The sequence below is a fragment of the Streptomyces sp. CB01373 genome (assembly GCF_002803075.1).
Lineage (GTDB): Bacteria > Actinomycetota > Actinomycetes > Streptomycetales > Streptomycetaceae > Streptomyces.
On sequence record NZ_NNBK01000022.1, the window covers coordinates 82,574 to 107,537 of the forward strand.

A 24,964-nucleotide genomic window follows, 5' to 3' on the forward strand; every position below is an offset into this window, starting at 1 on the left:
CGGGTGAGAGGACCGCAGGTCAGGCCGAGGCCGGGCACTCCCGGTCGAGCCAGCGGTCGACCTCGGACATGCGGAAGCGCAGGCTGCCGCCGACCTTCCGGGACGGGAGGCCGAGTATCCGGTGGTTGTTGTAGATCCAGGCGGGCTTCTTGCCCAGGTACTCAGCCAGTTCGTCAACGGTCATCAGGCGGTTGTGGTGCAAAGGCGGATCTCCTTCGGTTCGTCGTACCGGCATCATCCTGAGCAATGCGTCTGGTTCTGTCAAAGCCGGATGCGTCACATCTAGACTTGACTGGGGCTGAATGGGCTCGTACGTTCCTCGCATGGAGATCACACGTAGCCCTGACGGTCCGCCGTCGCGTGCGGGCATCGAGATTCACCGGCGTATCGGCTCATGGAAGGTGACGATGTGGCGGCCAGCCGACTCCGTGGGCGGTGGGCCGCAGGAGATTCGGATCGAGCCTCACGAAGACGGCGACCCGCAGGAGATCGCCCGCGGCCTGTCCAGCACGGTGCTCCGGCAGATCGACACCAGACCGTTCGTGGAGATGCTCGACGCAGCTCCGGCCGGTATTGACCAGGCCGTGGAGGAGGAAGCAGGACTCCTGCGTGGGTGGCTCGCCGACGGGCCCAGAGGGGTCACCGATAGGTACCTGGCCATGCTCTCGGCGGTCTATGTGCGGGTCGTCGAGATCGGCGAGCGGGCCCCGATCCAGGCGCTTGAGGAGATTACGAACATCAAGCAGGCCACGCTCAAGGGGCACCTGCGCGCTGCACGGAAGCGCGGCTTCCTGACCAAGGTCGAGGGCAAGGCGGGCGGACAGCTGACGGAGAAGGCCGACGAGGTGCTCAGGGGGATGAAGAGTGGCGCAGGTACTGAAGAAGTGTGACTGCCGGAACAAGACCCGGTGCGCGCACCTGTGGACAGTCCGGTACCGCGAGCCCGGTGGGCGGACGGGGCGTCAGCGGGAGAAGTCGTTCCCCACGAAGCGGGAGGCCGAGAGCTTCGGCGTCAAGGCGGAGAACGACAAGCGGGCCGGGGTCTACATCGACCACCAGCTCGGGCAGATCTCCATGCGCAAGTGGGCGGAAGAGTGGCTCGCGCAGCACCAGGTGAACGAGTCGACCCGACGGAACTACCAGGGCTTCATCTCGAACCACCTGGTTCCCGCGCTCGGTGCCCGCACCCTCGCCGGCGTCACCATCCCGGATGTGAAGAAGCTTCAGACGGCCATGGTGAACGGCGGATTGGCGGCATCGACAGTCAACGACCGCATGAACATCCTGCGCGCCATGATGGCGACGGCCGTCAAGGAACGGCGCATATACGAGAGCCCGTGCGACGGGGTGCCGCCGATCAAGACGGCAGGCGCCGCCGTCGACCCGGACGAGATACCGACGCTCGCGGAGGTGTACGCCATCGCCGCCGCCATGTCCGATCAGTACCGGCTCACGGTGTGGCTCCAGGCGGGTGCTGGGCTGCGTATCAGCGAGGCTCTCGGGCTGACCTCCGACTGCCAGCGAGAGGGCTTCCTGCGGCTGCGCCGGCAGATCAGCGCCAAGGCGAATCAGGGTGACTGCGTGACCCGCTTCGTGCCGCTCAAGCACCGTACGGCGGACGAGTACCGGGACGTGCCCACGCCGACGTTCCTTGACCAGGAGATCGGCAACCACCTGAAGCGCTGGGGCACGGTCGAGGTCGACGGCGTAGAGGCGCTGTTCGCACCGCGTGAGCGGGGCAAGGGGAAGATGCCCACGGCGTCGACGTACGGCTACCACTGGCGGAAGGCGTGCGCGGCGGCGGGCGTGGTCACCCCGGACAAGAAGCCGAAGTACACCCCTCACTCGCTGCGCCACTTCTTCGCCTCGACGGCGCTCGCGAACGGCGTTCCGATCCACGAAGTGAGCCGCTGGCTCGGTCACCGGAACATCAAGACGACCGTCGACACGTACGGGCACCTGGTGCCGGAGGCGTGGGACCGGTGCCGGGACGTGATGCAGCAGGCGCTTCGGCCGTCGCCGGTACGCGCCGTTGCCGTGGCGGCATGACGTGCTGACTCGGCGACACGGTGCTGACTTGGTGCTGACCCTGTGCCTCTTCGAGGGGCGGAAACCCTTGGGAACACTGGGCAGGAGGGAATCCCATGAACGTTCCGCTTCAACGTCTAGTCGATCTTGCGGAGTGCCGTCTGACCTGCGGCGGAGTGGGTCGGGCGGCCCTTGCGATTTCGAACGGAGTCTGCAGCGTGCAGACTTCGGTCATCGCTGAGGTAACGTGCTACGCCGCTTCGGTAGTCGGCGTTTAATCACCGCGGCCGGGCTCATCGAAGTCGAGGTCCCGCGGGGCCGCTGCGCCCTGCCCGCCGCCGGTACCCTGAAAATATGCGCCGTGCAGCGAGTCACCTCGTTGACAACTGCACCACCGCCGTCCGGCACGACGACGCGGCCCCGGCTGCCGCGCCGCCAGCACCATCGTTGTGGAGGGGCGCGGGCCGCGGCAGGGTTGTCGCTCCGCAAATGCCCGCTGTGGTGCGCAGATCATGACTGGGAGATGCGGGGCTTTGAGTAGGAGATGCCCTCTCGCGCCATGGCAGTGATGTTCTCTGCGAGAAGTCGATCAATCCGGAAGCTCGCCGGGCCTGCAGGGGCCACAGGGACGGCGGCAGGGCGGATGCCGAAGGCAGGTGCAGAGTGGCACGCATGGAACTGGGCGAGGCGGTGGCAGTCGCGCGCCGGGTGGCCGACGAGACCCTGGCCGGGCAGGCGGCCGCCGTGGACGCCGAGGGGCGCTGGCCCGCGGAAGGCGTCGCCGCCCTGCAACGACGGATGGGCGGCCTGGTGATCCCCGAGCGTTTCGGCGGGATGGGCCAGGCACTGCTCGCGGTCGCCCAGGTCGGCGAGGCCACTGGGCGGGCCTGTGCCTCTACCTCGATCTGCTTCGGCATGCATCTGGTGGCCTCGGCCGTCATCGCCGCAAAGGCCACTCCGCACCACGCCCGCGCCTACCTGGAACCCATCGCGGCCGGCGAGCACCTGACTACCCTGGCCCTGTCCGAGCCCGGCACCGGTGGAGAGTTCTGGCTGCCGCAGACCCGCATGGAGGGCCAAGGCCCCGGGCATCTGCGAATCACCGGCACCAAAAGCTTTGTGACCAACGGCGGACAGGCCGACTCCTATGTGGTCTCCACCGTCGCCGCCGACCCCGCCGCGCCCTCCGGCCGGTTCTCCTGCGTCGTCCTGGACGGCGCCACCCCCGGCCTGACCTGGGGACCGGACTGGCACGGTCTGGGCATGCGCGGCAACTCCTCACGATCCGTCCAACTGCAGGACCTACGAGTCCCGCGCGCCGACCTCCTCGGTGAGGAGGGAGACGAGATCTGGTACGTCTTCAGTGTCATCGCGCCCTACTTCCTGATCGCCATGGCCGGCACCTACCTCGGCGTGGCGGCCGCCGCCCTGCAGGAAGCCAGAAGCCACCTGCTGCGCCGCCGCCACGCGCACAGCGGCCTCACCCTGTCCTCCCAGTCCTTGGTGCAGCACCGGCTGGGAGCCATGTGGGCCCGTGTGGAGAGCACCCGGCGCCTGATCTACCACGCGGCTGCCGAAGCGGACGTCGGCGGCCCCGGGGCCCTGCTCGGGCTCTTCTCGGCCAAGGCGGAGGTCGCCGAGACGGCGCAGGCGGTCGTCAACGACGCCCTCACACTGGTGGGCGGTATCGGCTACGCCGACGAAGGGGCCCTGCACCGCCACCTGCGCGACGCCCGCGCCGCCCACGTCATGGCGCCGCTCACCGACGTCCTGCGCGTGTGGACCGGCAGGGCTCTGCTGGAGCAACCTCTCCTGGAGGGCTGAGATGTCCGCCGTACCATGCCGGATCGTGCTGGTCGGGACCGACGAGACCTCCGACGCTACTGTGCGCCGGAGTTTCGCCGACCAGGCGGAGGTGATCTCGCTGGCGGACACCTCCTGCGCCAGGGCCGCACTCCACCAGGCACAGGAGGCCGACGTTCCGCGACCGACCCTCTTGGTGGTCGGGCCCCGGGTGACCGACCCCGTCGGCCTCACCACCGCCCTCGAGGCCCGCGCGGCCGACTGGGCCGTCATCGTCCTGACCGACCACGACGACATGGCCCCGTTGCCCCTCCTGTACTCGCCCTACCAGGTCCGCCGGGTGCCGCTCGGCGACGCGCACCGGCTGCCCGAGACCGTCCGCGGCATGCTGGAGCAGCTCACCCGTCAACACCACTACCGGGCAGCTCAGGCCGCCGCCCAGCGCCAGCTGGCCTCCACGCACGAGGTCAGCCGCCAGCCCGGCGAGCACCTGTTCGGCCCCCTGCTCCACCAGGCGCTGATCGGCGCTCTCGCCCTGGACGGGGACGGGCGCATCACGGCCTGGAACCGCAAGGCCGCCGACCTGCTCGCCCTCACCTCCGACGACGCGCTTCACGTCTTTCTGGTGGACTACTTCCCCGCCATCGCCCGGCGGCGCCTGTCCCGCCACCTGGCAGCCGCTGCCCACGGCATCGGCCCGTCCGAGCTGTTCGAACGCGCCGACGGCGACCACCGCCAGGTCCTGCGCCTGAGCCCGCAGCAGGTAACCAACCACGAGGGCCACAGGCAGACCCTGCTGCTGCTGGAGGACGTCTCTGCGGAGACCGCCGCCCGCAGTGAGCTGGCAATGCACACCAGCCACGCCCTGCTCAGCAGCGACGTCGCCGCCGCCATGACCGCCGGCTGCCCCCTGGCTGAGCGGCTCCAGCGCGTGACCCAGGCCGTCGTCGACCGGCTCGACGCCGCCTCCGCCCACATTTGGACCCTCGATCCCCCTCGCGATGTCCTCCGCCTGGAGGCGGGTGCGGGCCCGTGCCCCTGCCCGAACGACGACCTCTCCCGTGTCCGCGTCGGCGAACACGAGATCGGCATGATCGCGGCCGAGTGCCGCCCCCACCTCGCCAAGACCGGCGACCTGCAGGTCAGCGACCGGGAGTGGACGCGCCGCGAAGGCATGGCCGCCTTCGCCGGCTACCCCTTGGTCGCCGACGGCGAACTGATGGGTGTCATGGCCCTGTTCGCTCGCCACCCGCTGCCCGGGGCCACCCTGGACGCCCTCGTCGGTATCGCCGACCGGATCTCCGCCGGCATCCGCCAGGATCTCCTCCTGCGGCGCCTGCACGCCACTGCCGAAGACCTCCAGCGTCCCCTGCTGCCCCCACGGCTGCCGCGGATACCCGGCTTCGACATCGCCGCCCGCTACCGCCCCCACAATGACAGCCTGCAGATCGGCGGCGACTTCTACGATGTCTTCCCCGTATCCGGCGGGCGCTGGGTCCTCACCCTGGGCGACGTCTGTGGCAAGGGGCCCGCCGCTGCCGCGGTCACCGGCCTTGTTCGCCACACCCTGTGGGCCGCCGCCTGGCAGGACCCCCACCCCGGCCACGTCCTGGCTCTGCTCCACCATGCGCTCAAGCGCGCCGACACTCCCTTCTGCACTCTGGTGTACACCGTCCTCGACCCCGGCCCCTTGCCTGCGCGTTTGCGCGTCGTCCGCGCTGGACACCCCGCCCCCCTGCTGCGACGGGGCGACGGGACCACCTGTCCGATGGGGGCGGCAGGACCCGTGCTCGGGGTGCTCGACACCCTTGACCACCCCGTGGAGGACATAGACCTGGGCCCCGGCGACAGCATGATCCTGTACACCGATGGGTTTACCGAGGGTTCCGGCTCCTACCGCGCCCGCGATCCGGAGGACCTCGCCGCCCTGCTCGACGGCCTCCCCCCGGGGCTCGGTGACCGCCCCGCCGACCGCCTTGCCGAGGAACTTCTGAAGGACGCCTGCATCCGCTGGAAGGACCGGCTCCGCGACGACCTGGCCGTCCTCGCTCTCACCGTCCGACCCCGCACCGGCGCCGGGACCGCAGACAACTCCTCCACCGCTGAGACGGAGCCGCCACCGTAGCCTCCGTACTGCCCGTACTGCCCGTACTGCCCGCTTCCGCTCCCGCCGCCTGGGCCGAAACGAGCACCCCGTCGTGCCGACGGCGATCCGCTCCGCCGTACTGGGATGCGGCTCCCGTGCTGGGACGGGCCCTCGAAACCGGCGTTTCCGCAGTTCGCAGCTCTGTCTTCCATGTTCCGCTGCAACGTGTAGCGACTCGTCAAGGCAGGCTCGGCCCGCCTGTTGGGCGGGTCGGGTCCGAGGTGTCTGTCCGTGCGGAGTTTCAGCCCCGCGAGGCGCTGCGGCGTTGGCTGCGGGTCAGGCTGGTGCGTCTGTGTCTGGTGTTTCAGGCCTTGACGACCTCTGCGGAAGGGCCGCACAGGAGTGTCAGGTCCTCAGGAATGCGCTCGTAGTCGGCCTCAAGGGTGGTCAGGGCGCTTGTGGCCACGCGAACGCCTTCTTCTGCTGCCGCTTGGACCAAGGCCACGACGGCACGTTCTTTGCGGCAGAGCTTCGAGAGGCCTTCACTGCCGGGCGGCAGGGTGCCGGGCATCAGGTGGCGGCTCTGCCGGCCCGCCGGTGGCGGTGGGCGATTCTTCCCCGGCCTTTCCCGGGTGGCTCCCGGGTGGTGCCTCTATGTCTTTCGTCAAGCCGAGCTGGTCATGCGACGGCTGGTTCGGGGGCGCCCGCGGGATGCCGGACATTGCGCTCGGCGGGGCGGACCGTAGCGCTTTTCCTACTCGTTTGACACACTTGGGTTATGGCTGAGACGACGTACAGCATCGGAGAAGGGCCGGCGACGCGGGTGAGCCTGTCGCTTCCGGAGGGGACCGCGGAGGCGATCCGTGCGCGGGTGGGCAAGCGGGAGTTCTCTGCGTTCATCGCCGCGGCGGTCGAGCGTGAGTTGCGCGGCCAGGTGCTGGACGAGTATCTGGCGGACTACGAGAACCGCAAGGGGCCGGTCTCCGAGCAGGCTCGTCAGCGGGCGCGGCAGGTCTTCGACGAGGTGTTCGCCGAGGAGGCCGAGTGGCCCGCCGCAGGCTGAGTCACGAGGGGACGCTGGTCCTCGACAGTGAGGGGCTCTCGAAGCTCCTCGCCGACGACGAGCAGGTGGTGGCTCTGGTTGCTGAGGCACGCTCGCGAGGCATGGAGGTCGTGATCAGTGCGCTCACCATTATCGAGGTCGTCCATGTCCGTACGAACAAGTCCCGCCTGAACTGGGTGCTCTCCGGACTGCGCGTAGTCCCGGTGGGCGACGAGGAGGCGAGGGCAGCCTCGAAGCTGCTGATGGATGCCGGTTTGCACGGTCACAAGTATGCGATTGATGCTGCGGTCGCCGAGGCTGCGTTGCGGCAGCACCGCCCCGTGGTCATGTTGACCTCCGATATCGACGACATGGTCAAGCTATGCGGCGATCGCGTCCGGCTCGTGGCGGTGTGATTTCCCTTTGTCCGGCTCACCTGCGCAGTCTCATCGACGAGCCGGTCCCGGTGCCATGCGTTTCCCGAGCGGGGGAGGACCCGCGAGTCCGCAAACAGTCCGCAGGATGCTCGTAAACGCCCGTCGGTGGCCAACGTAACCAAACGGTGAAAGCGCTGGTCGGCGCCCTGGGCTGGGCTCCGCCGCAGGTCAGGTTCGGACCGCAGGCGTTCCGCTTCAACGTGTAGCCGAGTTCTCGGTCTGAGTGGCTGATGTCACCTTTCCGAGTCAGGCTGAACCGGTCGATGAGTACGGTCGGGCTCTTTACACCGTGTTGCGATCAATTCTGAGGGCTCATTTCGATGAGTTGTCGCAAGCGGACCTCGAAGACCTCAATTGCGATCGGATTGACGTCACGTTTCGGCAGCTCGCCAAACTCGCTCGCCTCCACCGGGATCGCTGCTCGCGGTGCTGCCGCCGAGCCTCAGCTTCGGGAACGGATCAAGAAGGTATGGAAGACTGACCTGTTCCTAAGTAGTGCCGAGAAGGCGCGGTTTGCCGCTGCGACTATCAAGAGCAATTGGACATCAACTCGAAGACGGTAAAGGACTCCGAGGAGGGGGCTCGTCGCTTTGACGCCCCGGTCGTCGGGTCGTCAGGTCGGCTCAAGGGATATGTCGGCCCAGATGGTCTTGCCCTGGGGGGTCTGGCGGGTCCCCCAGTCCTGGGTTAGTTGGGCTACGAGCATCAGTCCGCGGCCGCCCTCGTCGTAGTCACGGGCGCGGCGCAGGTGTGGGGAGGAGCTGCCGGCGTCGGAGACCTCGCAGATGAGGTTGCGGTCGTGGATGAGGCGCAGTTGGACGGGGGGCCGGCCGTAGCGTATGGCGTTGGTGACGAGTTCGCTGACGACCAGCTCCGAGGTGAAGACGGCCTCGTCCAGTCCCCAGTCCGTCAGCTGGTCGGTGGTGTGGGCGCGGGCCTGGCCGACGACCTCGGGGTCGGAGGGAAAGGTCCAGGTGGCGACGTCGGACTCCCCGATGGCGCGGGTACGGGCCACGAGCAGGGCGATGTCGGCCTCGGTCCGGTCGGGGCGGGTCGCTGTGAGCACGGCGTCGCAGACGGCGTCCAGGGCCCGGGCGGGCCGGCTGAGTGCCCGGCGCAGGCTCGTGAGCCCTTCGTCGGGGTCGCGGCCGCGGGCTTCGATGAGGCCCTTGGTGTAGAGGGCGAGAAGGCTGCCCTCGGGAAGTTCGATCTCCGCGGCCTCGAAGGGCAGGCCGCCCAGGCCCAGGGGGAGGCCGGCCGGGAGGTCGAGGAGGTCGGCGGTGCCGTCCGGCCCCACCAACGCGGGCGGCGGATGGCCGGCCCGGGCGAGGCAGCAGCGGAGGGTGACGGGGTCGTAGACCGCGTACAGACAGGTGGTGCCGAGGCCTCCGGCGGCCTCGGCGGCGGCACCCGTGGCGGCGTCGGTGCTCGCGGCGCTGTCGGCTTCGGCGGCGGTACGGATGACGAGGTCGTCGAGGTGGGTGAGCAGTTCGTCGGGCGGCAGGTCGATGTCGGCCAGGGCGCGTATCGCCGTGCGCAGTCGGCCCATGGTCGCCGCGGCCTGTACGCCGTGGCCCACGACGTCGCCGACGACCATGGCCACCCGGGCGCCGGAGAGCGGGATCACGTCGAACCAGTCGCCGCCCACGCCGACGCTACCGGCGGCGGGCAGGTAGCGCGAGGCGACGTCGAGCGCGGTCTGGTCGGGCAGTCTCACCGGCAGCAGGGTGCGTTGCAGCGTCACCGCGGTGACCCTCTCGCGGGTGTAGCGGCGTGCGTTGTCGACGCAGACGGCCGCCCGGGCGGTGATCTCCTCGGCCAGGAGGACATCGTCCTGTTCGAAGCGCTCCGGGCGGTGGCTGCGGGCGAAGCGGGCGACGCCGAGGGTGACGCCCCGGGCGCGCAGCGGTACCACCATCACGGAGTGGGCTCCCGACAGGCGGATCCGGGCCGCCCTGGCGGGGTCGTGGACCGCCCACCGGTCGATGGCGGACTCGTTCGTCTCGTACACGCCGGTCAGGCCGGTCGCCATGGGCTGGGCCGCCGGTGAGAACGCCGGATAGTCGGCCAGGTCACCGGGTTGGAGCATGCCCTCCCAGAGTGTGCCGGGGGCGGATCCCGACGCGGTTCGCCGCATGGTGACCGGGCCGGTCAGCAGGCCGGGGGGCGGTTCGTCGCCGTGGTCGATGAAGGTGAGCAGATCGACGGCCGCGTAGTCGGCGAACCGGGGGACGGCCGTGTCGACCAGTTCCTGTGCGGTACGTGCGATGTCCAGGGTGCTGCCGATACGGCTGCCGGCCTCGTTGACCAGGAGGAGCCGTTCCCGGGCCTGGTGGTGCTCGGTGGTGTCGTGTGCGGAGAGGACGACCCCGCGCACCCGGCCGGTCCGGTCTCTCAGCGGGGCGAGACTGACCGACCAGGCGTGTTCACGGGGGTCGCCCGGGACCCGCACGCGGTTTTCCACGTGCCGCCGTTCCCCGGTTTCCAGGACCTCGCGCATGGCCTGCTCGGTCCGCTCGCCGGCGGCGTGCAGCATGTCGGTGAGCCGCAGCCCGGGTATCCGGTCCTCCGGGAGGGAGACCGCGCGCTGCATCTCGGCGTTGGCGCTCACCGCCCGCAGGTCGGTGTCGAAGACCGCCACGGTGCAGGGAGACTGGGCGAACGCCAGTTCCGCCAGCTCGGTGTCCTCGTCGGAGCGGTGTCGCGTCATCTCGGCTCATCTCGCTCTTGAGGGGATTCTCCCTGCTCATGGCGGGGGTACCACCGGGCGGGCGCCGCAGACGTCGTGGGACATGTCGTCGATGGACACGGCCCGCTCGGCAAGGTGCCGACCGCGTCGAAGACGTCCTGGTGGGCGCGCTGCCGGGACTTGCGGACGCCTGTCACCGAGGCGTCGATGCACGGTGCGTCGCCCGAGGTGACGAAACCGTTGGCCTCGGTCCACTTGACCGAGTCGAGCGCGTCCAGGTCGTGTGCCCTTGACCTCGGCGAGGATCCGGTCCGCCTCGGGCGGATCGCCGTCTGCTCCTGGCACGCCGTGCACCGTGCTCATCAACGTCAGGGTATCCGCCCCGACGGTGTACGGCGCGGCCTGCTCCGCGCGCAGCCGCCGGCTCCCGCGGTCCGCCGTCCCGCGGGCCGGGACCGCGCCGGCGGGGATCGGCAGCCGGGTCGAACGGCCCGGACCGCGACAACCGCGGGGTCAGCGGTCGGCCCCTCCGCCGAAGGCGTACTTGGCCGCATAGGCGACCGGATCCCAGGCGGCGACGGTCCCGCTCTGCGGTCGGAAGGTGATCGGCCGGGCCTGGACGATGGTGACCCGTCCGCCGGGGCGCCGGTCCCTATCGATCACCCATTCGACATCGACGGGGTGGCCGTAGTGCCGTTCGATCTCGAGTACGGCGTCCACGACACCGCCGATCTGCTCCCCGTCGAGCACGGACCGACTCCGCAGCCGCTCGGGCATCGGCATCCCGACGACGCGACCCGCTCGATCGTCGAAGGCCGAGACGAACTCCTTGGTCGCGACCTCGTGGCGCAGGACACGGCGGTCGTCCTTGTCCACCTCGACACAGTCGGGGGTGACCAGACCCTGGACGACGGCTTCGCCCCAGCCCCAGTTGGCTTCGATCACCATCCGGTCGCGCTTGCCGGTGAGCGGGTGTGCCGAGAAGGCGACGCCGGACGAGCGCGCGTCCACCAACTCGACGACGCCCACGCCCATCGGGGTCTCGCGATGGCTGAGGCCGTGCTCCAGCCGGTAGGAGATCGCCCGCTCGGTGAACAGGCTCGCCCAGCACGAACGCACCGCTTCGACCACCGGCCCGGCGCCCGACACGCCGAGGTAGCTGTCGAAGACGCCGGCGAAGCTCATCGTCGCGGAGTCCTCACCGGTCGCCGACGAGCGGACCGCGACCAGCACCCGCGGGCGCGACGACCGGTGGCACAGTTCGGCGTAGCACTCGGCGACCGGCGTGGCGACCGGTTCGACGACGTCGGCCTCTTCGAAGGCCTTTCGGATCCGGGCCGAGGCGGTTTCCAGCTCCGGCCGCCGGTGCGGATCGCGGACGCCGGCCAGCACCTGGTCCGCCAGCACGTCCAGGCCGGTCGTACCGACGTGCAAGGCGTAGGCGGCCGTGGTGACGGCGAAGGCACGCGGCACGCTGAACCCGGCGCGGCCGAGTTCGGCCAGGGACCCCATTTTCGGCCCGGCGGCCGACGTGACGGCGCCGGGATCGGCCGTGTCCAGCCAGGTGACCAGGTCAGTCCTCAACTGCCGCTCCCGCTCGGACGACGGTGACGACGCCCCGTTCGCCGTCCACCTCGACCTCGTCGCCGTCCTCGACCAGCGTGGTCGCCATACCGCAGGCGGTGACCGTCGGTACGCCGTACTCGCGGCCGACGATCGCGGCGTGTGACAGCATGCCGCCGCTGTCGCAGACGCAGGCCGTGATCGCGGCGAACACCGGCGTCCAGTTGGGCGAGGTCGACTCGCACACCAGCACCTCGCCGGGCTGCAGGCGGTGCAGGGCGTCGGTGTCGGCGAGTACGCGGGCGACGCCCTTCGCCTGCCCCTTCGCCGCGGGGATGCCGGTGAGCACGGTCCTCTCGGCCCCCTGACCGGCGTGCGTGACCACGCGCAGGAAGCGCTGGTCGAGGCCGAAGAGCTCGGCCAGGATCGGGTCCTCGAGGGCCTCGGGGATGGTACCGAGCACCTTGGGCATGCTCCTGCGGCGCTCGCGCCAGTGGTCGAAGTACTGGCGGCGTACCTCTACGAGCGAGCGGAACTCGTCGTACGCACGCTCGCCCGAGGCCACGGCGCTCAGCTCCGTACAGAACAGGAAGAGCGTGTCGTCGGGACGGTCGGCGCCGATCTTCTCCGCGATGCCCAGTGCCGCCCGGCGCATCGGCAGCGAGACCCGCAGGTCGATGTAGTGGTTGTGGTCGTCCTGCCACCAGGGGAAATTGGCGGCCTGGACCGAGGCGAGGCCGGCGTCGAAGATCTCCTGCTCCCGCCTGGTCAGCCGCGAGCGCGCCGCGTCGATCGCGGTCTCCCGGTCGGCCTGCGTCTGGCGCAGCGCGGCCTCGAAGTCATGGCCGTCGCCCTTCCGCAGCAGGGTCCTGATCATCGCCAGTACGGGTGCGGGATCCTCGATCCAGCTCGGCAGCGCGACGTCGCAGGTGCCCTCGATGCGGTGGCCGTACACGTCGAGGAAGTCGCGGAGCCGACTCGTCCAGGTCGTCGCCGCACCGCCGGCAGCGGCCAGCGTGGCCGCCAGCCGCTTCGGCTCGGTGGCGGCGAAGACCGGCTCCAGCCCCGCGTCACGGGCCGCCGCGGTGAGCCTGCCGAGCTCACGGTCGGTCTCCATGATCTTGGTGTCGTAGCCCTGCAGGAACGTGCCGACCTGGCGGGGGTCCATCCCGAGCTCCGCGCACATCCCGGCGAAGCCGAGGTGGTTGGCGAGCAGCGGGTACATCATCTCGAAGTGGATCTCGAATGCCCGCTGGGCGTAGCGACGTGCCTCGGCGAGCATCACGCCCAGCTCCCTCAGTGAGGACCGCTCGACGTCGATCCGCTGGAAGTGCCGCCAGCCCGCGTTGATCTCGGCCACGCGCCGGTTCCAGAGATCGTCGAAGTCCCGCAGGAATCCGGGCAGGTGGCTCCGCATCCGTTCGGTCCGCGTCTCGGCCTCGTACCGGCTCTCGACCGGAATCGCCGCGGCGTAGAAGTGGGTGCCGGCGATCCGTGTCGTGAGACCGCGGCTGCGGGGCAGCGGCATCTGCTCGGCGGCGAGTTGCGTACCCCACGAGTAGCCGTCCTCCAGCCAGGTCGTCGCCAGTGGGGTGAGCCCGCGGGGGCAGTGGAAGTCGAGGAACCAGAAGCGCTTCTCGTCCTGCTTGGAGAAGGTCCGGAACGGCTCGATGACGAACGGCGTGTGCCCGAAGGCGGGCGTGAACCCCGGATACCACTCGTCGGTGACGTACTCGTCGACCGGGACGACCAGGTTCATCGGACCTCCTCGGGAAGACCCTCACGGGTCAAGCCTCCGCTGTGCGGCGGCTCGGCGCCACTAAGACTGCGAGCGAAGCCCGCAAGGCACTCTTTCCGCTGATCAAGAAGGTCAACGAGAACCACGAGGCCATTGAGATCGTCTCCAGGCACGGCAACGCCGTACTCGTCTCGGCCGAGGACTACGCAGCCCTGCGCGAGGACTCGTACTTGCTGCGCTCTCCGGCGAACGCTCGCCGACTGCTCAAGGCGTCGAGAACGCCTTGGCCAACGTCAACGTGTCGGAGCGAGAGCTGATCGATCCCGGCTTGCCGGACGTGGCCCGTGAGGGTGCTGAGTGAGGCTCGTCGCGGCCCGCTACCACTACTGAATTCACTGCGGGGCGTTTGCCCGCTGTTCGGCCTTCTCTCCCGTGGGGCCCGCCGCGAACCATGTGCCGCCCACGCCCTGCCCGTTCAGATCGCCCGGCCTGCTGTCGCCGGCGAAGCGGTAGACCGGCCAGCCGCCGACGGTGAGCTGGACCTGGCCGTCCTGGCGGCGGATCGCGCCGACGTCCTTCTGGTCCACGCCCGCCAGGTAGACGTTGCCGCCCTCCTTGATGGTCACGGGGGGCCACCGCACGGCGCAGTCGTCGTTGCAGTTGGACCGCGACGGCTGGGCCGAGTCGTTGTCGAAGCGGTACAGCGCTGCCTGGTTGATGTTGATCAGGTGGGGTGAGAACAGGGGCGCCGAGGTCACCGCCGACAACTGGACCCACTTCGGGGGCTCCTCCTGGAGGACGGCCCCGACGACGGTGCCGCCGTTGCCGCTCAGGCCCGCTTCCTGGGCGGTGGAGTCGACGACCTGCAGTGTGCTGTTGTCCGCGCTCCGGCCGTCCGTCGCGGCCGGGGAGGACGCCGGTGCGGGGGCCGAGGCAGTCTGCGGGGCGCTGTCGCCGATCTGGATGGTCTTGCCGCAGGCGGACATGCCCGTGACGCCGCACAGGACGAAGGCGAGACTGGCGGCGGTCCGGCGCGCGGTGGTGCTGCGGAACGGCAGGCCGGTGAGGAGCGAGGTCATGCCTGCAACACGAGACAGAAGCGGAGAAGGTTCAACGCGCCCGGCGACCGCCCCGAAAACCGCCGGAGTTGAACGATCCGGCCCCCCGCACCCGTGTTGTACACACAGGTGAATCCTCATCGCACCGGAACGGGGACTCAAAGATGGCTTCGGACATCAACATACCCGGGAGTGAACTCCGGGAGGCCCAGGAGATGCTGGGCTTCGTGCACGACTTCATCGACATCGGGCACCACACGTTCGACTTCGATGCGGCCTTCGGCCGGGAGCTGTCCCGGGGTTCCGCCCAGAACTTCGAGAACAAGTGGGAGGACGGCAAGCACCAGTTGCAGAAGCAGGTGCAGGGCATCCGGGACGCGATCGGCAGCATCCTGGACTCGTTCGAGAGGACCGACCTCGACGCCGTGTCCAACCTGGAGATCGGAAGCGAAGGAGCCTGAGCCGTCGGCGGCTCGGTGTGCGCGGCGGGAAGGCGGCGGTGAGGAGTGTGTTCGATGGTGGACGAGACGATCGGTGACCGATGAGTACTGCTGCACAGCGCTTCGTGCTTGACATTCCGGATCTGTGGAACCAACTGGACCTCTCCGGTGAGGACTTGGCCCAGGTGCGTGCGCGGGCGCTGGCCTCGACCCGGGATCCCCGGGAGAAGGCCCGGATCAACGACATGTTCCGTCAGGGGCGGGAGGTGAGCCGGGCCGCACGCCGCCATGGAGCGCTGCTGGCGGTGGGGACGACGACGATGTACCCCGACGGCCTCTTCATGGCGTACGGGATGGTGTTCGCCGTCACCACTCCTCAGGGTGAGGAGCTGACGCTGCCGGTGCTGTCCGCGCGGCTCGGCGTCTCCTCGGCGACCGGGGCCGCGCCGAAGGACCGGGTCATCGCCTCCGCGAAGGTGCCCCACGTGGGCACGGTGGCCCGGGTCACCGGTACCGAAGTGACGCGGCTGACCGGGGACATCGACGTCAAGCTGCTCACGATGCACACCATGATGCCGGTGCCGGGCACCACCGAGGACTTCCTCGTGGTCACCTTCGCCAGCCCCAATCTGCCGTTGAAGAGCGAGGCGTACGACCTGTTCGACGCGATCACCAGCACCTTCCGCTTTGTGACGGACGACGGTGTCCAGGTCACGGTGGACGGCGACGGAGGGGTCGCCGCCTGACCGGCGCCCACGACGGAACAAGGAAGGGCGGCCGGGTGCTTCACCCGGCCGCCCTTCGCGTCCCGCGGGCAGGACCACTCTTCCGTGCCCGCGGGGGAAGGAGGTGCACCCGGCGAGGGGGAGTCAAAGGCGCACCTCCGGCTTCACAGATCCGTTTCCGGGAGCGGCACCTGCACCGTCCGCAGTGTTCCGTCGCCCAGATGCAGGAGCCCGCGGCCCGGCTGCGGCGCCTGGCCGACGACGCCCCGGGTCAGCTTCACCCCGATGACCTCTCCGTCGCTGAGCCCCTGCGGGGACAGCAGCATGCCGGTGCGGTTGCGTTTGACCTGCCCCATCCAGCCGGCCAGGCTCAGCGACAGCGACTCGGCGTTGCCGGCCGCCAGAACGCCCCACCCGGTCCCGGCCCCGCCCCGGGCGAGCAGGGCCAGATCGGCGTCGATCTCGGCGCCCATGAACAGTTCGGCGTCGTCCACGACGATCACCCCGTTCTCCTCCGGCACATTGCCGAGCGCCTGACGGAACTCGTTGACCGGCACCTCCGCGTCGGTGATGACGGCGGCCACACCGGGGCGGCCCTGGAGCAGGCGCAGGGGCGAGCGGCGCGGAGCGAGAACGATCAGTCCGGCGCCCGCCGCCAGCAGCGAATGCGCGGCGGTCAGCAGCGCGGAGCTGCGGCCGGTGCGCGGCGGCCCGGCGATGACGAAGGTCGGCACGTCCGCCAGATCGGGGCTGAGGGAGGTGAGGGTGTCACCGCCGACCGCCACCAGGGGCCGCGTCGGCCCGCCGTGGGAGTGCAGGGCCAGGGCGTCGGCGTAGCCGATGCGGTCGGGGAGGACGTCCAGGCGCAGCGGAAGCCGCTCCGCGGGCAGCGCGGACTCCCGCTCGCTCAGCCGCCGGCCGAGGTCGGTGAGGACCTCGGCCTGCGCGGTGCCGGCCAGGTCCTCGCTCAGCACCGCGATCTGCACCTCGCTGAGGTCCTGCGGACGGATACCGCGCCCCGGCGGCAGGTCGGCGGGGGCGGACCTGGTCGGGATGCCGACGGTGGAGTAGTCCTGGCGGTCGTTGAGCCGCAGGACGATCTTGTCCTCGGTGGTGCCGGAGAACCGGCTGCCGCCGAGCACCCGGTCGCCGGCCAGGACGACATGCACGCCGACACCCGCGCCGTCGCGCAGCAGGCGGACCAGACGCTCCATGTAGCTGCCGTTGTCGTAGGACGCGAACTCGCGCTCGAAGACCTCGAACCGGTCGACCATCAGCACGATGTGGGGCAGTCGCTCGCCGGGGTTCTGCGCCTTGCGCAGCTCGGTCAGGTCGGCGGTGCCGCGCGTCCCCAGGATGCTCTGCCGGGCGGTGAGTTCGGAGTTGAGCCGCTCAAGGAGCCGTCCGAGCCGCTCGGTCTGGTTGCGGTCGACGACGGCGCCGCAGTGCGGCAGCGCGGTCAGCGCGTTGAGCGCGCCGTTGCCGCAGTCGATGCCGTACAGGTGCACGTCGTCGGCGCCGTGCGCCTCGGCGAGTGCCGCGGCCAGGGTGCGCAGCGTCTGGGAGCGCCCGCTGCGGGGTGATCCGATGATGTGCAGATGGCCGGAGCGGTCGAGGTCGAACACCAGAGGCGCACGGGTCTGCTGCGCCGGCAGGTCGACCATGCCGTACTCCACGGCCGGCAGCGCCGGAGCGCGCTCGGCGGCGGGCGCGGGCGCGGTTTCCGGGGTCCGGGTGAGGAGGCCGGGCAGCGGCGGCAGCCACGGACTGGCCTGTTGGGGAACTCCGGCGAGCCGGGCCGCCTGGGCGACGGCGCCCGTCAGGACCGCCAGGTCGGTGACGGCCTCGGTCTGTGCGGGACGTGCACCGCCGCGGGCTCCGTCGCGCGGCAGCGGACCGCCGATCTCCTGCCAGGACACCGCCTCCGCCCGGATGACGGTCCGTGTGCCGTCGGCGGTGTGGCCGCCGGGCCGGCGCCCGCCGACCCGGCCGGACTGGAACGGCAGCAGGGCCGACGGTCCGAGCCGGGCGTAGGCGCGGCCCGGGTTGGCCGGAGAGATCTCCCCGGAGTCGGGCGCGTCGATGATGTCCCGGCTCTCGGTGGTGTCGGTGGTGCGCAGGGCGATCCGCAGGTTGGTGTTGGCGCGGATGTCCGGAGTGACGGCGCCGCCGGGCCGCTGCGTCGCCAGCACCAGGTGGATCCCCAGGGACCGGCCGCGCTGCGCGATGTTGACCAGGCCCGAGATGAAGTCGGGCAGTTCCCGCACCATGGAGGCGAACTCGTCGATGACCAGCATCAGCCGCGGCAGGGGCGGCAGTACGTCGCCGCCGCGGGACCGCTTGTCGAGGTAGTCCTCGATGTCCTTGGCGCCCGCCTGGGCCAGCTGTGTCTCCCGGCGCCGCAGCTCGGCCCCGAGGGACACCAGGGCCCGCTCCACCAGGTGGGTGTCGAGGTCGGTGACCAGGCCGACGGTGTGGGGCAGATCGGCGCACTCGGCGAAGGCGCTGCCGCCCTTGTAGTCGACCAGGACGAAGGTCATCTCGTCGGGACGGTTGACCACCGCCAGTGTGGCGACCAGGGTCTGCAGCAGTTCCGACTTGCCGGAACCGGTCGTCCCCGCGATCAGTGCGTGCGGGCCGTCCCGCACGAGGTCGACGGCGAACGGCCCGTCGTATCCGGTGCCCAGGACGGCCTTGGTGCTGCGGCCGCCGAGCGACCAGCCGGCCACCACCGCCTCGGCCGTCGGCGGCTCGATGTCCAGCAGGTCCAGGAGACGTACCGAGCCGGGCAGGGTGCTCTCGTCGCTGTCGCCGACGCCGCGCAGCGGAGCCAGGGCGCGCCCGAAGTGCTCGTACCAGCCGGCCTCCGGCGAGTCGGTGCGCACCCCCTCCAGCGCCGCGCCCGCACCGGTGCGGACCTTGGAGGCCGTGGTGGCGCCCGCCTCAGTGACCACGACCGCGCCGCACTCCTCGGGCAGCAGCCGTTCCTCGCGGTCGATGCAGAGGGTGTGGACGCCCACCGACGGTCCGTCGCGCAGCAGGGCGATGACACCGGGAAGTGAACGTGCGCGGCGGGCCTGTTCCAGGACGACCAGGATGTCCGGGTAGCCGTTCGCGCCGCCCCGGGTCAGATCGGGTCCGGCCCCGATACGGGAGGCGACGATCTGCCCGAGCTCGCCGATGCGGCGGGCCAGGGAGTCGGCGGTGCTGCCCAGCAGGGCGTAGGCGTCCTCCCCCTGTGCCTGGGTGTGCGGCAGCCAGCGCGTCCACGACCAGTCCCGCTCGCCGTCCGGTCCCGCGAGGACCACGATCCGCAGATCGGCGGGGCTGTGCAGGGCGGCGGCCTGGGCCGTCATCCACCCGGCCAGCCGGGCCGCTCCCGTGCCGGCGATCCCGGCCACGCCGACGCGGCGCAGCGATGTGGCGACGGGCACCTGGTTCAGCTGCGGCACGGTGGTGCGCCGGTGCTCGTCCTGCGTGGGATCGTCGACGCTCGACGAGGAGGGAAGATCGGCCGTGCCGACCCGTACGGACAGGAAGTCGGGGTCCTGCCAGCGCCGTTCCCACAGTCGTTCCGAGGGCTGGGCGGCCATCTGCAGCAGGGCCGCGGGGTCCGGCAGGGACAGGCGCAGGTTGTGCTGTTCCTCGATGACGGCCTGGTCGACGTCCGCGCGCACCCGCACCAGAGTCTGCTCGTACTCCTCTTTTTTCTCCAGGTACTTGAGCATCGCCTGCTTGCGGCCGCCGAACTGGGTGATCAGCGCGGCGATCGGCGAGAGCAGGGCGATGAAGACGAAGGACCAGCGCTGGGTGACGAAGATGGCGATCATGGCGCTGCCCGCCGGGAGCAGAAGGATCGGCAGCAACGGGATGGGCCGCTTGTCCGGCTTCGCCGGGGGTGCGGGCAGCCGGAACTTCGCGCCTGCCGCCGGCGGCAGGAAGCGCGGCGGCCGGTTGAACTCCAGGCCCAGCCCGTCCTGGGCCGGCGTCAGCGGCGCCCGGGAGTCCTGACGTGATGTCAGCTCCAGCAGGATGTCACCGACGGTGAGCTGGCTGCCCTCCTGCCACGGGGAGGGGGCCGTCGCGCTCCTGCCGTCGACGAGTGCCATGTCGGCCCTGAGCAGCTCGGCGCTTCCGTCGAGCCGGACCCGTACCCGGGCCGCGAGCGTGGGTGCCGTTCCGGCCAGTCTGATCCGGCAGGACGGACCGCTGCCGATGTCGTAGTCGCCGGGCACCAGACGGAAGACGGTCCCCGCCCCCGGACCCGAGACCACCCGGACCTCGCTGTGGCCCTCGGCCTCGGGCTCCTGGGGAACGGGGGTTCCGAGTCCGAGGTCCATGCCGTCCCGCACACCGGCCGTCTGGAGGGTGGCCTGCGGGTCGACGGGCGTGGAGCCGATGTAGAGAGCAGGCTCCGGCGCCCCCGCCCCGTCGGCCTCCGCATGGCCGACGGCACGGGCCAGCTCGGCCGCGAACCTGCCCGCCTGCGCGGAAGGCTCGGTGTCGACGACGACGGTGGTGGACACCCCCTCGATCCGAGGGTCACGAACACTGACGGTCAATCGCACTGCTCATCGTCCTTCTCGTGGGGAGGTGGGTGTCTTCACTGCGCCTCGACACCGAGCGGGCCGCGGGGTCAGCCGAGGTTGGAGCCGAGCTGGTCGTCGGTCTGCGAGAACGCGTCGCCGACGGCCTTCACGTACTGGCCGATCCCCTGCAGGCCCTGGTTGACCTGGTCGAACCCCTTGGCGAACTCGTCGAAGAACGGGGAGAACTTCTGCTGGGCGGCGGGCGTGCTGTAGCCGTTGGCCAGCAGGTTGGAGATCTTCCCCTTGACCTCGGCGAGCTTGTCCTGCAGCTGCGCGAAGTCGTTGAGGAGGGCCTGCGAAGTCGAGGCGGTCTCGTCGGAGTTGACGTTGTAGGAAGGCATGGAAGTACTCCTTGCTGGTCGGTTTTGTCCATCCGTTCATGGATGGAGTTCTGTGAGGGCAGAGGGCCGAGGGCCGAGGGCCGAGGGCGCATCGGGTCGGGCCGGTCCGAGGGCGGCCCGGCCCGGTGCTACTGGCCGCCGTTGCCGGTCGGCTGGTCGGGACTGGTCGGTGCCGTGACGAACCCGCTGCTGTCCGGTGAGGACGAGGTATCGGCGCCGCGGGCCGGTGGGGTGTCGGGGATGGTGAGCGGCGGGAGCGGGGGACGCCCGCCCGTTTGGCCGCCGTCCGGCGTGGTGGGTGATGGGGGCAGTGGCACGTCTGCCGGGTTTACGCCGGTGGGTCGTGGGATGGTGGGGGATGCGGGCAGTGGGACATCCGCGGGGTTCACGCCGGTGGTGGGTGAGGCGGGCAGTGGGACATCCGCCGGGTTCACGCCCGTGGGTCGCTGCGTCGTGGGGGATGCGGGCAGTGGCACGTCCGCCGGGGTCACGCCGCTGGTGGGTGACGTGGGCAGTGGCACGTCCGCCGGGTTCACGCCGGAGGGTCGCGGCGTCGTGGGTGGCGCGGGCAGCGGCACGCCCGCCGGGGCGATGGGCGGCGTGGTGCCGGGCCGGACGTTGCCCTTGATCGGGATCTTGGCCGTCACGCCGTCGACCACGCGGCCCAGGCCCGCCTTGCCGACCGGTCCCACGCCCAGCGTGGGGGCCGAGTTGGCGATCTCACCGGCCGCGACCTCGTTGGGATCGCCGCCCTGGGCGATCCCGACACCGATCTTGGCGCCGAGCGTGGCGCCTTCCTCGACGAAGTTGCCGACCTGGTCGGAGGCCCGCTTTCCGACGCTGTCGCCCAGTGCCGGAGCGGTGGTGTCCCCGAAACGGCCGCCGGCGCCGTCCTTGACCGGCGGGTTCCCCCTGGCCGAGCCGATTTTGCCGATGCCCCCCTTGAAGACGGCTCCCGCCACGGCCCCCGCCGCGGCTCCGGCGAAGACCCCGGCCGCGGTGATCTCGTCGTGGTTCGCCGCCTTGGCGGCTGTTTCCAGGGCGGAGCTCTTCAGGAAGCCGCCGCCGGCCTCCGCGGCCGCCTTGCCCACCGACGTGTCGAGGATCCCGCTGATGGCCTTGTTGTTGGCGAGCGACTCGGTGACCTTGGTGATGGTTCCGGTGGTCTTGGTGATCACGCTGGATCCCTTGATCGCGGCCACCGCGGCGGGGGCGATGGCTTCCACCGCCCTGCCCCCCAGCTTCAGCAGGGATCCGCCGGGGACGATGCCGAGCAGGCCGACGACGAAGTCACCCGCTTTGATACCGCCGGTCTGACTTGCGACGACTTGGTTGAAGACGAAGAGTGCCCCGCCGAGCAACGCGCCCACCACCGGGAAGAACACCGCCACGACGGCGATCAGAGCGGCGAGCAGGATCTGGACGAAGGGGAAGTCCCTGAAGAAGTCGGCGATCTTCTGGAAGATGTTCCGCTCCGGAATCGCCTCCCTCGCCGCCCGGTCCAGCACGTCGGCGCACTCCCGCTGGGCGCTCTGCCGCATCGCCTTGGCCTGCTCGGCCAGGCTCCTGGCCGCGCTCATCTCGCCTTTGCCGGAGTCGATGGAGTCCTGGACACGGCGGGCCTCGGCCTTCTCCTCGTCCGTGGGTTCGGCACCCAGTTCCCTGGGCGCCTGGTTCGCCTGCGGTGCGGCGGCCCGCGCCTGGTCGACCGCCCGGTCGAAGGTGTCCTGGGCCTCCTGCAGACGCGGGATGTAGTCGCTGTAGGCCTGGGCCGCGTCGTGATAGGAGGTCATCGTCTTGGTCAGCTTGTTCGGGAGATCGTCGCCGATCTTCTCCTTCAGCTTGTCCATGGCCGAACCCCGGCCCTGCGCGATCGTGCCGTCCCTCTTCAGCACGTTCAGCGCCTTCTCCGCGGCGTCTCCGACGTCCCGGTACCGCTGCATGACGGCCTGGATCAGGTCCGGGTCGCCAGGCGTCGGATCCCCGTTCATCCCGACGATCTGGAAGTCCTCGGAACTCGCGTGCCGACGTGCCATGTTCATCCCCCGTGCGCGGTGCCCCTCAGGTGCAGTCGCCAGATACACGGGCTCGGGCTTCCCAAGGGTTCACATCTTCTTCGAACGCTTTCACCGCCCGGCTCCGTGTAGACGGTGGAGCGCGTCGGCGGACAGCGGCAGGGCCTTCCCCGCACGGCCCGCGGAACGCTCCCAGCAGCCCGGAGGAGTAGCAGACGACATGGCGGACCCCATGACCGACGACACCGGCGCCGTGCCTCGGCACCGGCCGAGAGCCACCGCGCCCCACCGCACGCCGCACACCGTGCTGCGCTTCCTCGCGGCCGTGGTGATGGCCTGCCTGGCCGCACTGGGCGCGGCCTCGTCCGCGGCCGCCGCGGAAGGCGACGATCTGATCAAGGTGTTCGTGGTCCAGGACCCCGCGCAGTCCGGCGGGCAGCTCGCCACCCTGGAGTCGATCGCCGCCGGCACGCTGGGCGACGCCTCGCGTGCGGGGGAGATCCTTAACCTCAACCGCGGTCTGCGGCAGAAGGACGGCGGGGCGCTGAACGCTCCCGAGGAGCAGCTGCATCCCGGCTGGATCCTGCGGCTGCCACCGGATGCCTCGGGGCCCGGCGTGCAGCTGGCGAGGGAGACCGGGAACGCGAACGACACGTCCACGGACCCGAACGGCGCGGCGGGCGACGCCGGAGCGGCCACCGGCGGATCCACCGTGTTCGCCATTCCCCTGGCCGCGGCGGTGGCCGCGGTCGTGGCCCTCCTGCTGGCCCTGGTGACCGCGATCATCGTGAGCAGGAAGAAGGCGCGCGCCGTGTACGCCGCGGGGATGCGCGTGGTGCGAAAGCTGGGGGCGCCTGCCAGGCGGCGGCGCCGGCTGATGCTGCGACGCGCGACGGGCCGGCGGTTCGCGGCAGACGCCGACTCCGTACGACGTGCCTACGGCGCCCTCGGAGAACTCTCCGCCGGCGGGGGGCGGCCGGAGGCGCCGGTGCACGGGCTGCGCGTCGACGACGGCGGTGTCACGGTGTGGCTGCCGTCCTCCTCCGCGGTCGACGCCCCCTGGCAGAACATCGACGGCACCCGGTGGCGCCGTACCGCCGCCGCTGTCGGCTGGATGACCCCCGCCGGCGGCGACGGAGCCACGACCTCATGGGCGGCCGTCACCGCCGCGTGTCTGGTGCGGGTGGGGACCGACACCGACGGCGAACCGGTGTTCGTGGACCTCAGCCGTCTGGACGGTGTCCTCAGTGTGACGGGCGATCAGGCCGTGGCCCGCGACGTGGTGCAGAACCTGCTGGCGGAGATCGCCCGCAGCAGGCCGGACACCCCGGTGACCGTCCTCGGCGGCAGGGACGGCGCCGACGCGCTCGCCCTGCCGGGAGCTCTGCAACGGCTCCCCCGGGTCGAAGCACCGGCGGCGGCTCCCGCGACCGGTGGCGGCACCACCCGTGCCGCCGCCTCACGGCACCCGGTCAAGGGGCTGGTGGTCCTGGCGGGCACCCCCACGGAGCGGGAGACCGCGGAGCTGACCGCGCTGTGCGGACCGGGCGGTGCGGGCTGGACGGGACTCGTCTCCGGCGAGGTGGACGGCGCGCACTGGCGTTGGAACACGGACGCCGACGGCCATGTGGACATTCCGGTGCTGGACGTGCGGCTCACCGTTCCGGCGTGAAGAGGAACCCCATGACCCCTGTCGACGGGCGGCCGGTACCCGCCGCGCGCCTGCCGGTGACCGGCACCCGGCGCGTCACGTTCACGGCCGGCGGGGGCCCGGCCGTGAGGACGGGCTCACGCCGGCAGCGCCCCGTCCCGGGGCACAGCAGCGGCCTTGTTGCGCAGACTGCTGAGGGCGTAGTGCTGGCGGGACTTCACGGTGCCCGCCGGTATGCCGAGGATGCGCGCTGTCTCCTTGACGGTCCTGCCGCACAGGTAGGTGTGCAGAAGCACCTCCCGGTGCTCATGGGACAGCCGGCGCAGCAGGGTGATCGTCTCGACCGAGGTCAGTACCCCGTCGGCGTGATCGGGCTGGAACGCGTCATGGTCTTCCGCGCCCACCGTCTCGTGCCGGGAGGCCGCGCTGCGCATCCGGTCGACCACCAGATTGCGTGTGACGGTGAGCAGCCAGCCCCGCACCGAACCCTGGGTGCTGTACAGCCGTTCCGCGTAGGGCCAGGCCCGGATGAAGGTCTCCTGCACGACGTCCTCCGCCGTGTGGCGGTCGTTCAGCAGTTTCTCGGCGTAGGCGAGCAGCACCTTGGTGTGGTCGGTGACCAGTCTCTGCAGAAGGTGCGTCTGGTGTTCGGGGGTCGCGGCGTCCGCGAAGGTCGTGTTCATGGTCCAGTTCCTGTAGGGGGAGGGCCTTGCGTGCGCCGTACTCACCCATCAGGACTGTTCGTTCGTACGCGGGAGG

The 24,964-nt window shown here is 70.7% G+C and carries 18 protein-coding genes and 1 pseudogene; 10 read left to right on the plus strand and 9 right to left on the minus strand.

Annotated elements, in window-relative coordinates; genetic code table 11:
- Positions 1–19: 19 nt before the first annotated feature.
- Positions 20–184, minus strand: a complete 165-nt coding sequence (locus tag CG719_RS35565) for a helix-turn-helix domain-containing protein (RefSeq protein WP_159024987.1) — start codon at positions 182–184, stop codon at positions 20–22.
- 139 nt (positions 185–323) lie between these two features.
- Between CG719_RS35565 and CG719_RS30630 the strand changes: the two genes are divergently transcribed.
- The 6 genes from CG719_RS30630 to CG719_RS30660 all read left to right on the plus strand — a co-directional run bounded on the left by CG719_RS30630 (position 324) and on the right by CG719_RS30660 (position 7,375).
- Positions 324–890 carry a hypothetical protein gene (locus tag CG719_RS30630; RefSeq protein WP_159024988.1) on the plus strand — a complete coding sequence of 189 codons (567 nt, stop codon included), beginning with the start codon at positions 324–326 and terminating at the stop codon, positions 888–890.
- On the plus strand, positions 865–2,049 hold the full coding sequence (locus tag CG719_RS30635; protein WP_100571982.1) for a tyrosine-type recombinase/integrase: 1,185 nt from the start codon (positions 865–867) through the stop codon (positions 2,047–2,049). Before CG719_RS30630 ends, CG719_RS30635 begins: the two co-directional genes overlap by 26 nt.
- Positions 2,050–2,700: 651 nt before the next feature.
- Positions 2,701–3,852, plus strand: a complete 1,152-nt coding sequence (locus CG719_RS30640; protein ID WP_100571983.1) for an acyl-CoA dehydrogenase family protein — start codon at positions 2,701–2,703, stop codon at positions 3,850–3,852.
- Between the two features lies 1 nt (position 3,853).
- The gene (locus CG719_RS30645) at positions 3,854–5,956 is read left to right on the plus strand and encodes a SpoIIE family protein phosphatase (protein ID WP_100571984.1); all 2,103 of its coding nucleotides are present in this window, start codon (positions 3,854–3,856) and stop codon (positions 5,954–5,956) included.
- Between the two features lie 739 nt (positions 5,957–6,695).
- Complete coding sequence (locus CG719_RS30655; RefSeq protein WP_100571986.1) at positions 6,696–6,980, plus strand: hypothetical protein; 285 nt, start codon at positions 6,696–6,698, stop codon at positions 6,978–6,980.
- Positions 6,962–7,375 carry a PIN domain-containing protein gene (locus CG719_RS30660; RefSeq protein ID WP_100571987.1) on the plus strand — a complete coding sequence of 138 codons (414 nt, stop codon included), beginning with the start codon at positions 6,962–6,964 and terminating at the stop codon, positions 7,373–7,375. The genes CG719_RS30655 and CG719_RS30660 overlap by 19 nt, the downstream gene beginning before the upstream one ends.
- Positions 7,376–8,009: 634 nt before the next feature.
- Here the strand turns inward: CG719_RS30660 and CG719_RS30665 are convergent.
- The 3 genes from CG719_RS30665 to CG719_RS30675 all read right to left on the minus strand — a co-directional run bounded on the left by CG719_RS30665 (position 8,010) and on the right by CG719_RS30675 (position 13,407).
- On the minus strand, positions 8,010–10,106 hold the full coding sequence (locus CG719_RS30665) for a SpoIIE family protein phosphatase (protein ID WP_100571988.1): 2,097 nt from the start codon (positions 10,104–10,106) through the stop codon (positions 8,010–8,012).
- Positions 10,107–10,598: 492 nt separating this feature from the next.
- On the minus strand, positions 10,599–11,669 hold the full coding sequence (locus CG719_RS30670; RefSeq protein WP_199836845.1) for a PEP/pyruvate-binding domain-containing protein: 1,071 nt from the start codon (positions 11,667–11,669) through the stop codon (positions 10,599–10,601).
- Positions 11,659–13,407 (minus strand): PEP-utilizing enzyme, encoded by a 1,749-nt coding sequence (locus tag CG719_RS30675; protein WP_100571989.1) that lies wholly within the window; start codon positions 13,405–13,407, stop codon positions 11,659–11,661. Before CG719_RS30675 ends, CG719_RS30670 begins: the two co-directional genes overlap by 11 nt.
- Before the next feature lie 41 nt (positions 13,408–13,448).
- On the opposite strand from CG719_RS30675, the pseudogene CG719_RS30680 reads away from it, so the two are divergent.
- Positions 13,449–13,747: pseudogene (locus tag CG719_RS30680) on the plus strand (type II toxin-antitoxin system Phd/YefM family antitoxin).
- A 31-nt stretch (positions 13,748–13,778) separates the two neighbouring features.
- On the opposite strand, the gene CG719_RS30685 reads toward CG719_RS30680, so the two are convergent.
- Positions 13,779–14,465 (minus strand): hypothetical protein, encoded by a 687-nt coding sequence (locus CG719_RS30685; RefSeq protein ID WP_100571990.1) that lies wholly within the window; start codon positions 14,463–14,465, stop codon positions 13,779–13,781.
- A gap of 143 nt (positions 14,466–14,608) precedes the next feature.
- Between CG719_RS30685 and CG719_RS30690 the strand changes: the two genes are divergently transcribed.
- Both CG719_RS30690 and CG719_RS30695 read left to right on the plus strand, forming a co-directional pair.
- The gene (locus CG719_RS30690) at positions 14,609–14,905 is read left to right on the plus strand and encodes a hypothetical protein (RefSeq protein WP_100571991.1); all 297 of its coding nucleotides are present in this window, start codon (positions 14,609–14,611) and stop codon (positions 14,903–14,905) included.
- Between the two features lie 80 nt (positions 14,906–14,985).
- Positions 14,986–15,630 carry a hypothetical protein gene (locus CG719_RS30695; protein WP_100571992.1) on the plus strand — a complete coding sequence of 215 codons (645 nt, stop codon included), beginning with the start codon at positions 14,986–14,988 and terminating at the stop codon, positions 15,628–15,630.
- Between the two features lie 143 nt (positions 15,631–15,773).
- Here CG719_RS30695 and CG719_RS30700 read toward each other — a convergent pair whose 3' ends face one another.
- From CG719_RS30700 to CG719_RS30710, 3 genes are all read right to left on the minus strand, one after another.
- Entirely contained in the window at positions 15,774–20,171 is a 4,398-nt protein-coding gene (locus CG719_RS30700) for an FtsK/SpoIIIE domain-containing protein (protein WP_100571993.1), read from the minus strand.
- Between the two features lie 74 nt (positions 20,172–20,245).
- On the minus strand, positions 20,246–20,539 hold the full coding sequence (locus CG719_RS30705; RefSeq protein ID WP_100571994.1) for a WXG100 family type VII secretion target: 294 nt from the start codon (positions 20,537–20,539) through the stop codon (positions 20,246–20,248).
- 128 nt (positions 20,540–20,667) lie between these two features.
- Positions 20,668–22,575 carry a hypothetical protein gene (locus tag CG719_RS30710; protein WP_159024989.1) on the minus strand — a complete coding sequence of 636 codons (1,908 nt, stop codon included), beginning with the start codon at positions 22,573–22,575 and terminating at the stop codon, positions 20,668–20,670.
- A gap of 199 nt (positions 22,576–22,774) precedes the next feature.
- Here CG719_RS30710 and CG719_RS30715 point away from each other — a divergent pair, with 199 nt between their 5' ends.
- Positions 22,775–24,226, plus strand: coding sequence for a hypothetical protein (locus CG719_RS30715; protein WP_100571996.1), 1,452 nt, complete (start codon positions 22,775–22,777; stop codon positions 24,224–24,226).
- A 116-nt stretch (positions 24,227–24,342) separates the two neighbouring features.
- Here the strand turns inward: CG719_RS30715 and CG719_RS30720 are convergent, their stop codons facing one another.
- Positions 24,343–24,888: a sigma-70 family RNA polymerase sigma factor gene (locus CG719_RS30720; protein WP_199836846.1), complete on the minus strand. Its 546-nt coding sequence runs from the start codon at positions 24,886–24,888 to the stop codon at positions 24,343–24,345.
- Between the last annotated feature and the right edge of the window lie 76 nt (positions 24,889–24,964).

What these genes read in the sequence shown, in the direction of transcription:
- CG719_RS30630 (WP_159024988.1), top strand. Translation starts at nt 324, where the DNA reads ATGGAGATCACACGTAGCCCTGACGGTCCGCCGTCGCGTGCGGGCATC.
- CG719_RS30720 (WP_199836846.1), bottom strand. Translation starts at nt 24,888, where the DNA reads ATGAACACGACCTTCGCGGACGCCGCGACCCCCGAACACCAGACGCAC.
- CG719_RS30710 (WP_159024989.1), bottom strand. Translation starts at nt 22,575, where the DNA reads ATGGCACGTCGGCACGCGAGTTCCGAGGACTTCCAGATCGTCGGGATG.
- CG719_RS30685 (WP_100571990.1), bottom strand. Translation starts at nt 14,465, where the DNA reads ATGACCTCGCTCCTCACCGGCCTGCCGTTCCGCAGCACCACCGCGCGC.
- CG719_RS35565 (WP_159024987.1), bottom strand. Translation starts at nt 184, where the DNA reads ATGACCGTTGACGAACTGGCTGAGTACCTGGGCAAGAAGCCCGCCTGG.
- CG719_RS30640 (WP_100571983.1), top strand. Translation starts at nt 2,701, where the DNA reads ATGGAACTGGGCGAGGCGGTGGCAGTCGCGCGCCGGGTGGCCGACGAG.
- CG719_RS30665 (WP_100571988.1), bottom strand. Translation starts at nt 10,106, where the DNA reads ATGACGCGACACCGCTCCGACGAGGACACCGAGCTGGCGGAACTGGCG.
- CG719_RS30645 (WP_100571984.1), top strand. Translation starts at nt 3,854, where the DNA reads ATGTCCGCCGTACCATGCCGGATCGTGCTGGTCGGGACCGACGAGACC.
- CG719_RS30675 (WP_100571989.1), bottom strand. Translation starts at nt 13,407, where the DNA reads ATGAACCTGGTCGTCCCGGTCGACGAGTACGTCACCGACGAGTGGTAT.
- CG719_RS30715 (WP_100571996.1), top strand. Translation starts at nt 22,775, where the DNA reads ATGGCGGACCCCATGACCGACGACACCGGCGCCGTGCCTCGGCACCGG.
- CG719_RS30690 (WP_100571991.1), top strand. Translation starts at nt 14,609, where the DNA reads ATGGCTTCGGACATCAACATACCCGGGAGTGAACTCCGGGAGGCCCAG.
- CG719_RS30705 (WP_100571994.1), bottom strand. Translation starts at nt 20,539, where the DNA reads ATGCCTTCCTACAACGTCAACTCCGACGAGACCGCCTCGACTTCGCAG.
- CG719_RS30655 (WP_100571986.1), top strand. Translation starts at nt 6,696, where the DNA reads ATGGCTGAGACGACGTACAGCATCGGAGAAGGGCCGGCGACGCGGGTG.
- CG719_RS30695 (WP_100571992.1), top strand. Translation starts at nt 14,986, where the DNA reads ATGAGTACTGCTGCACAGCGCTTCGTGCTTGACATTCCGGATCTGTGG.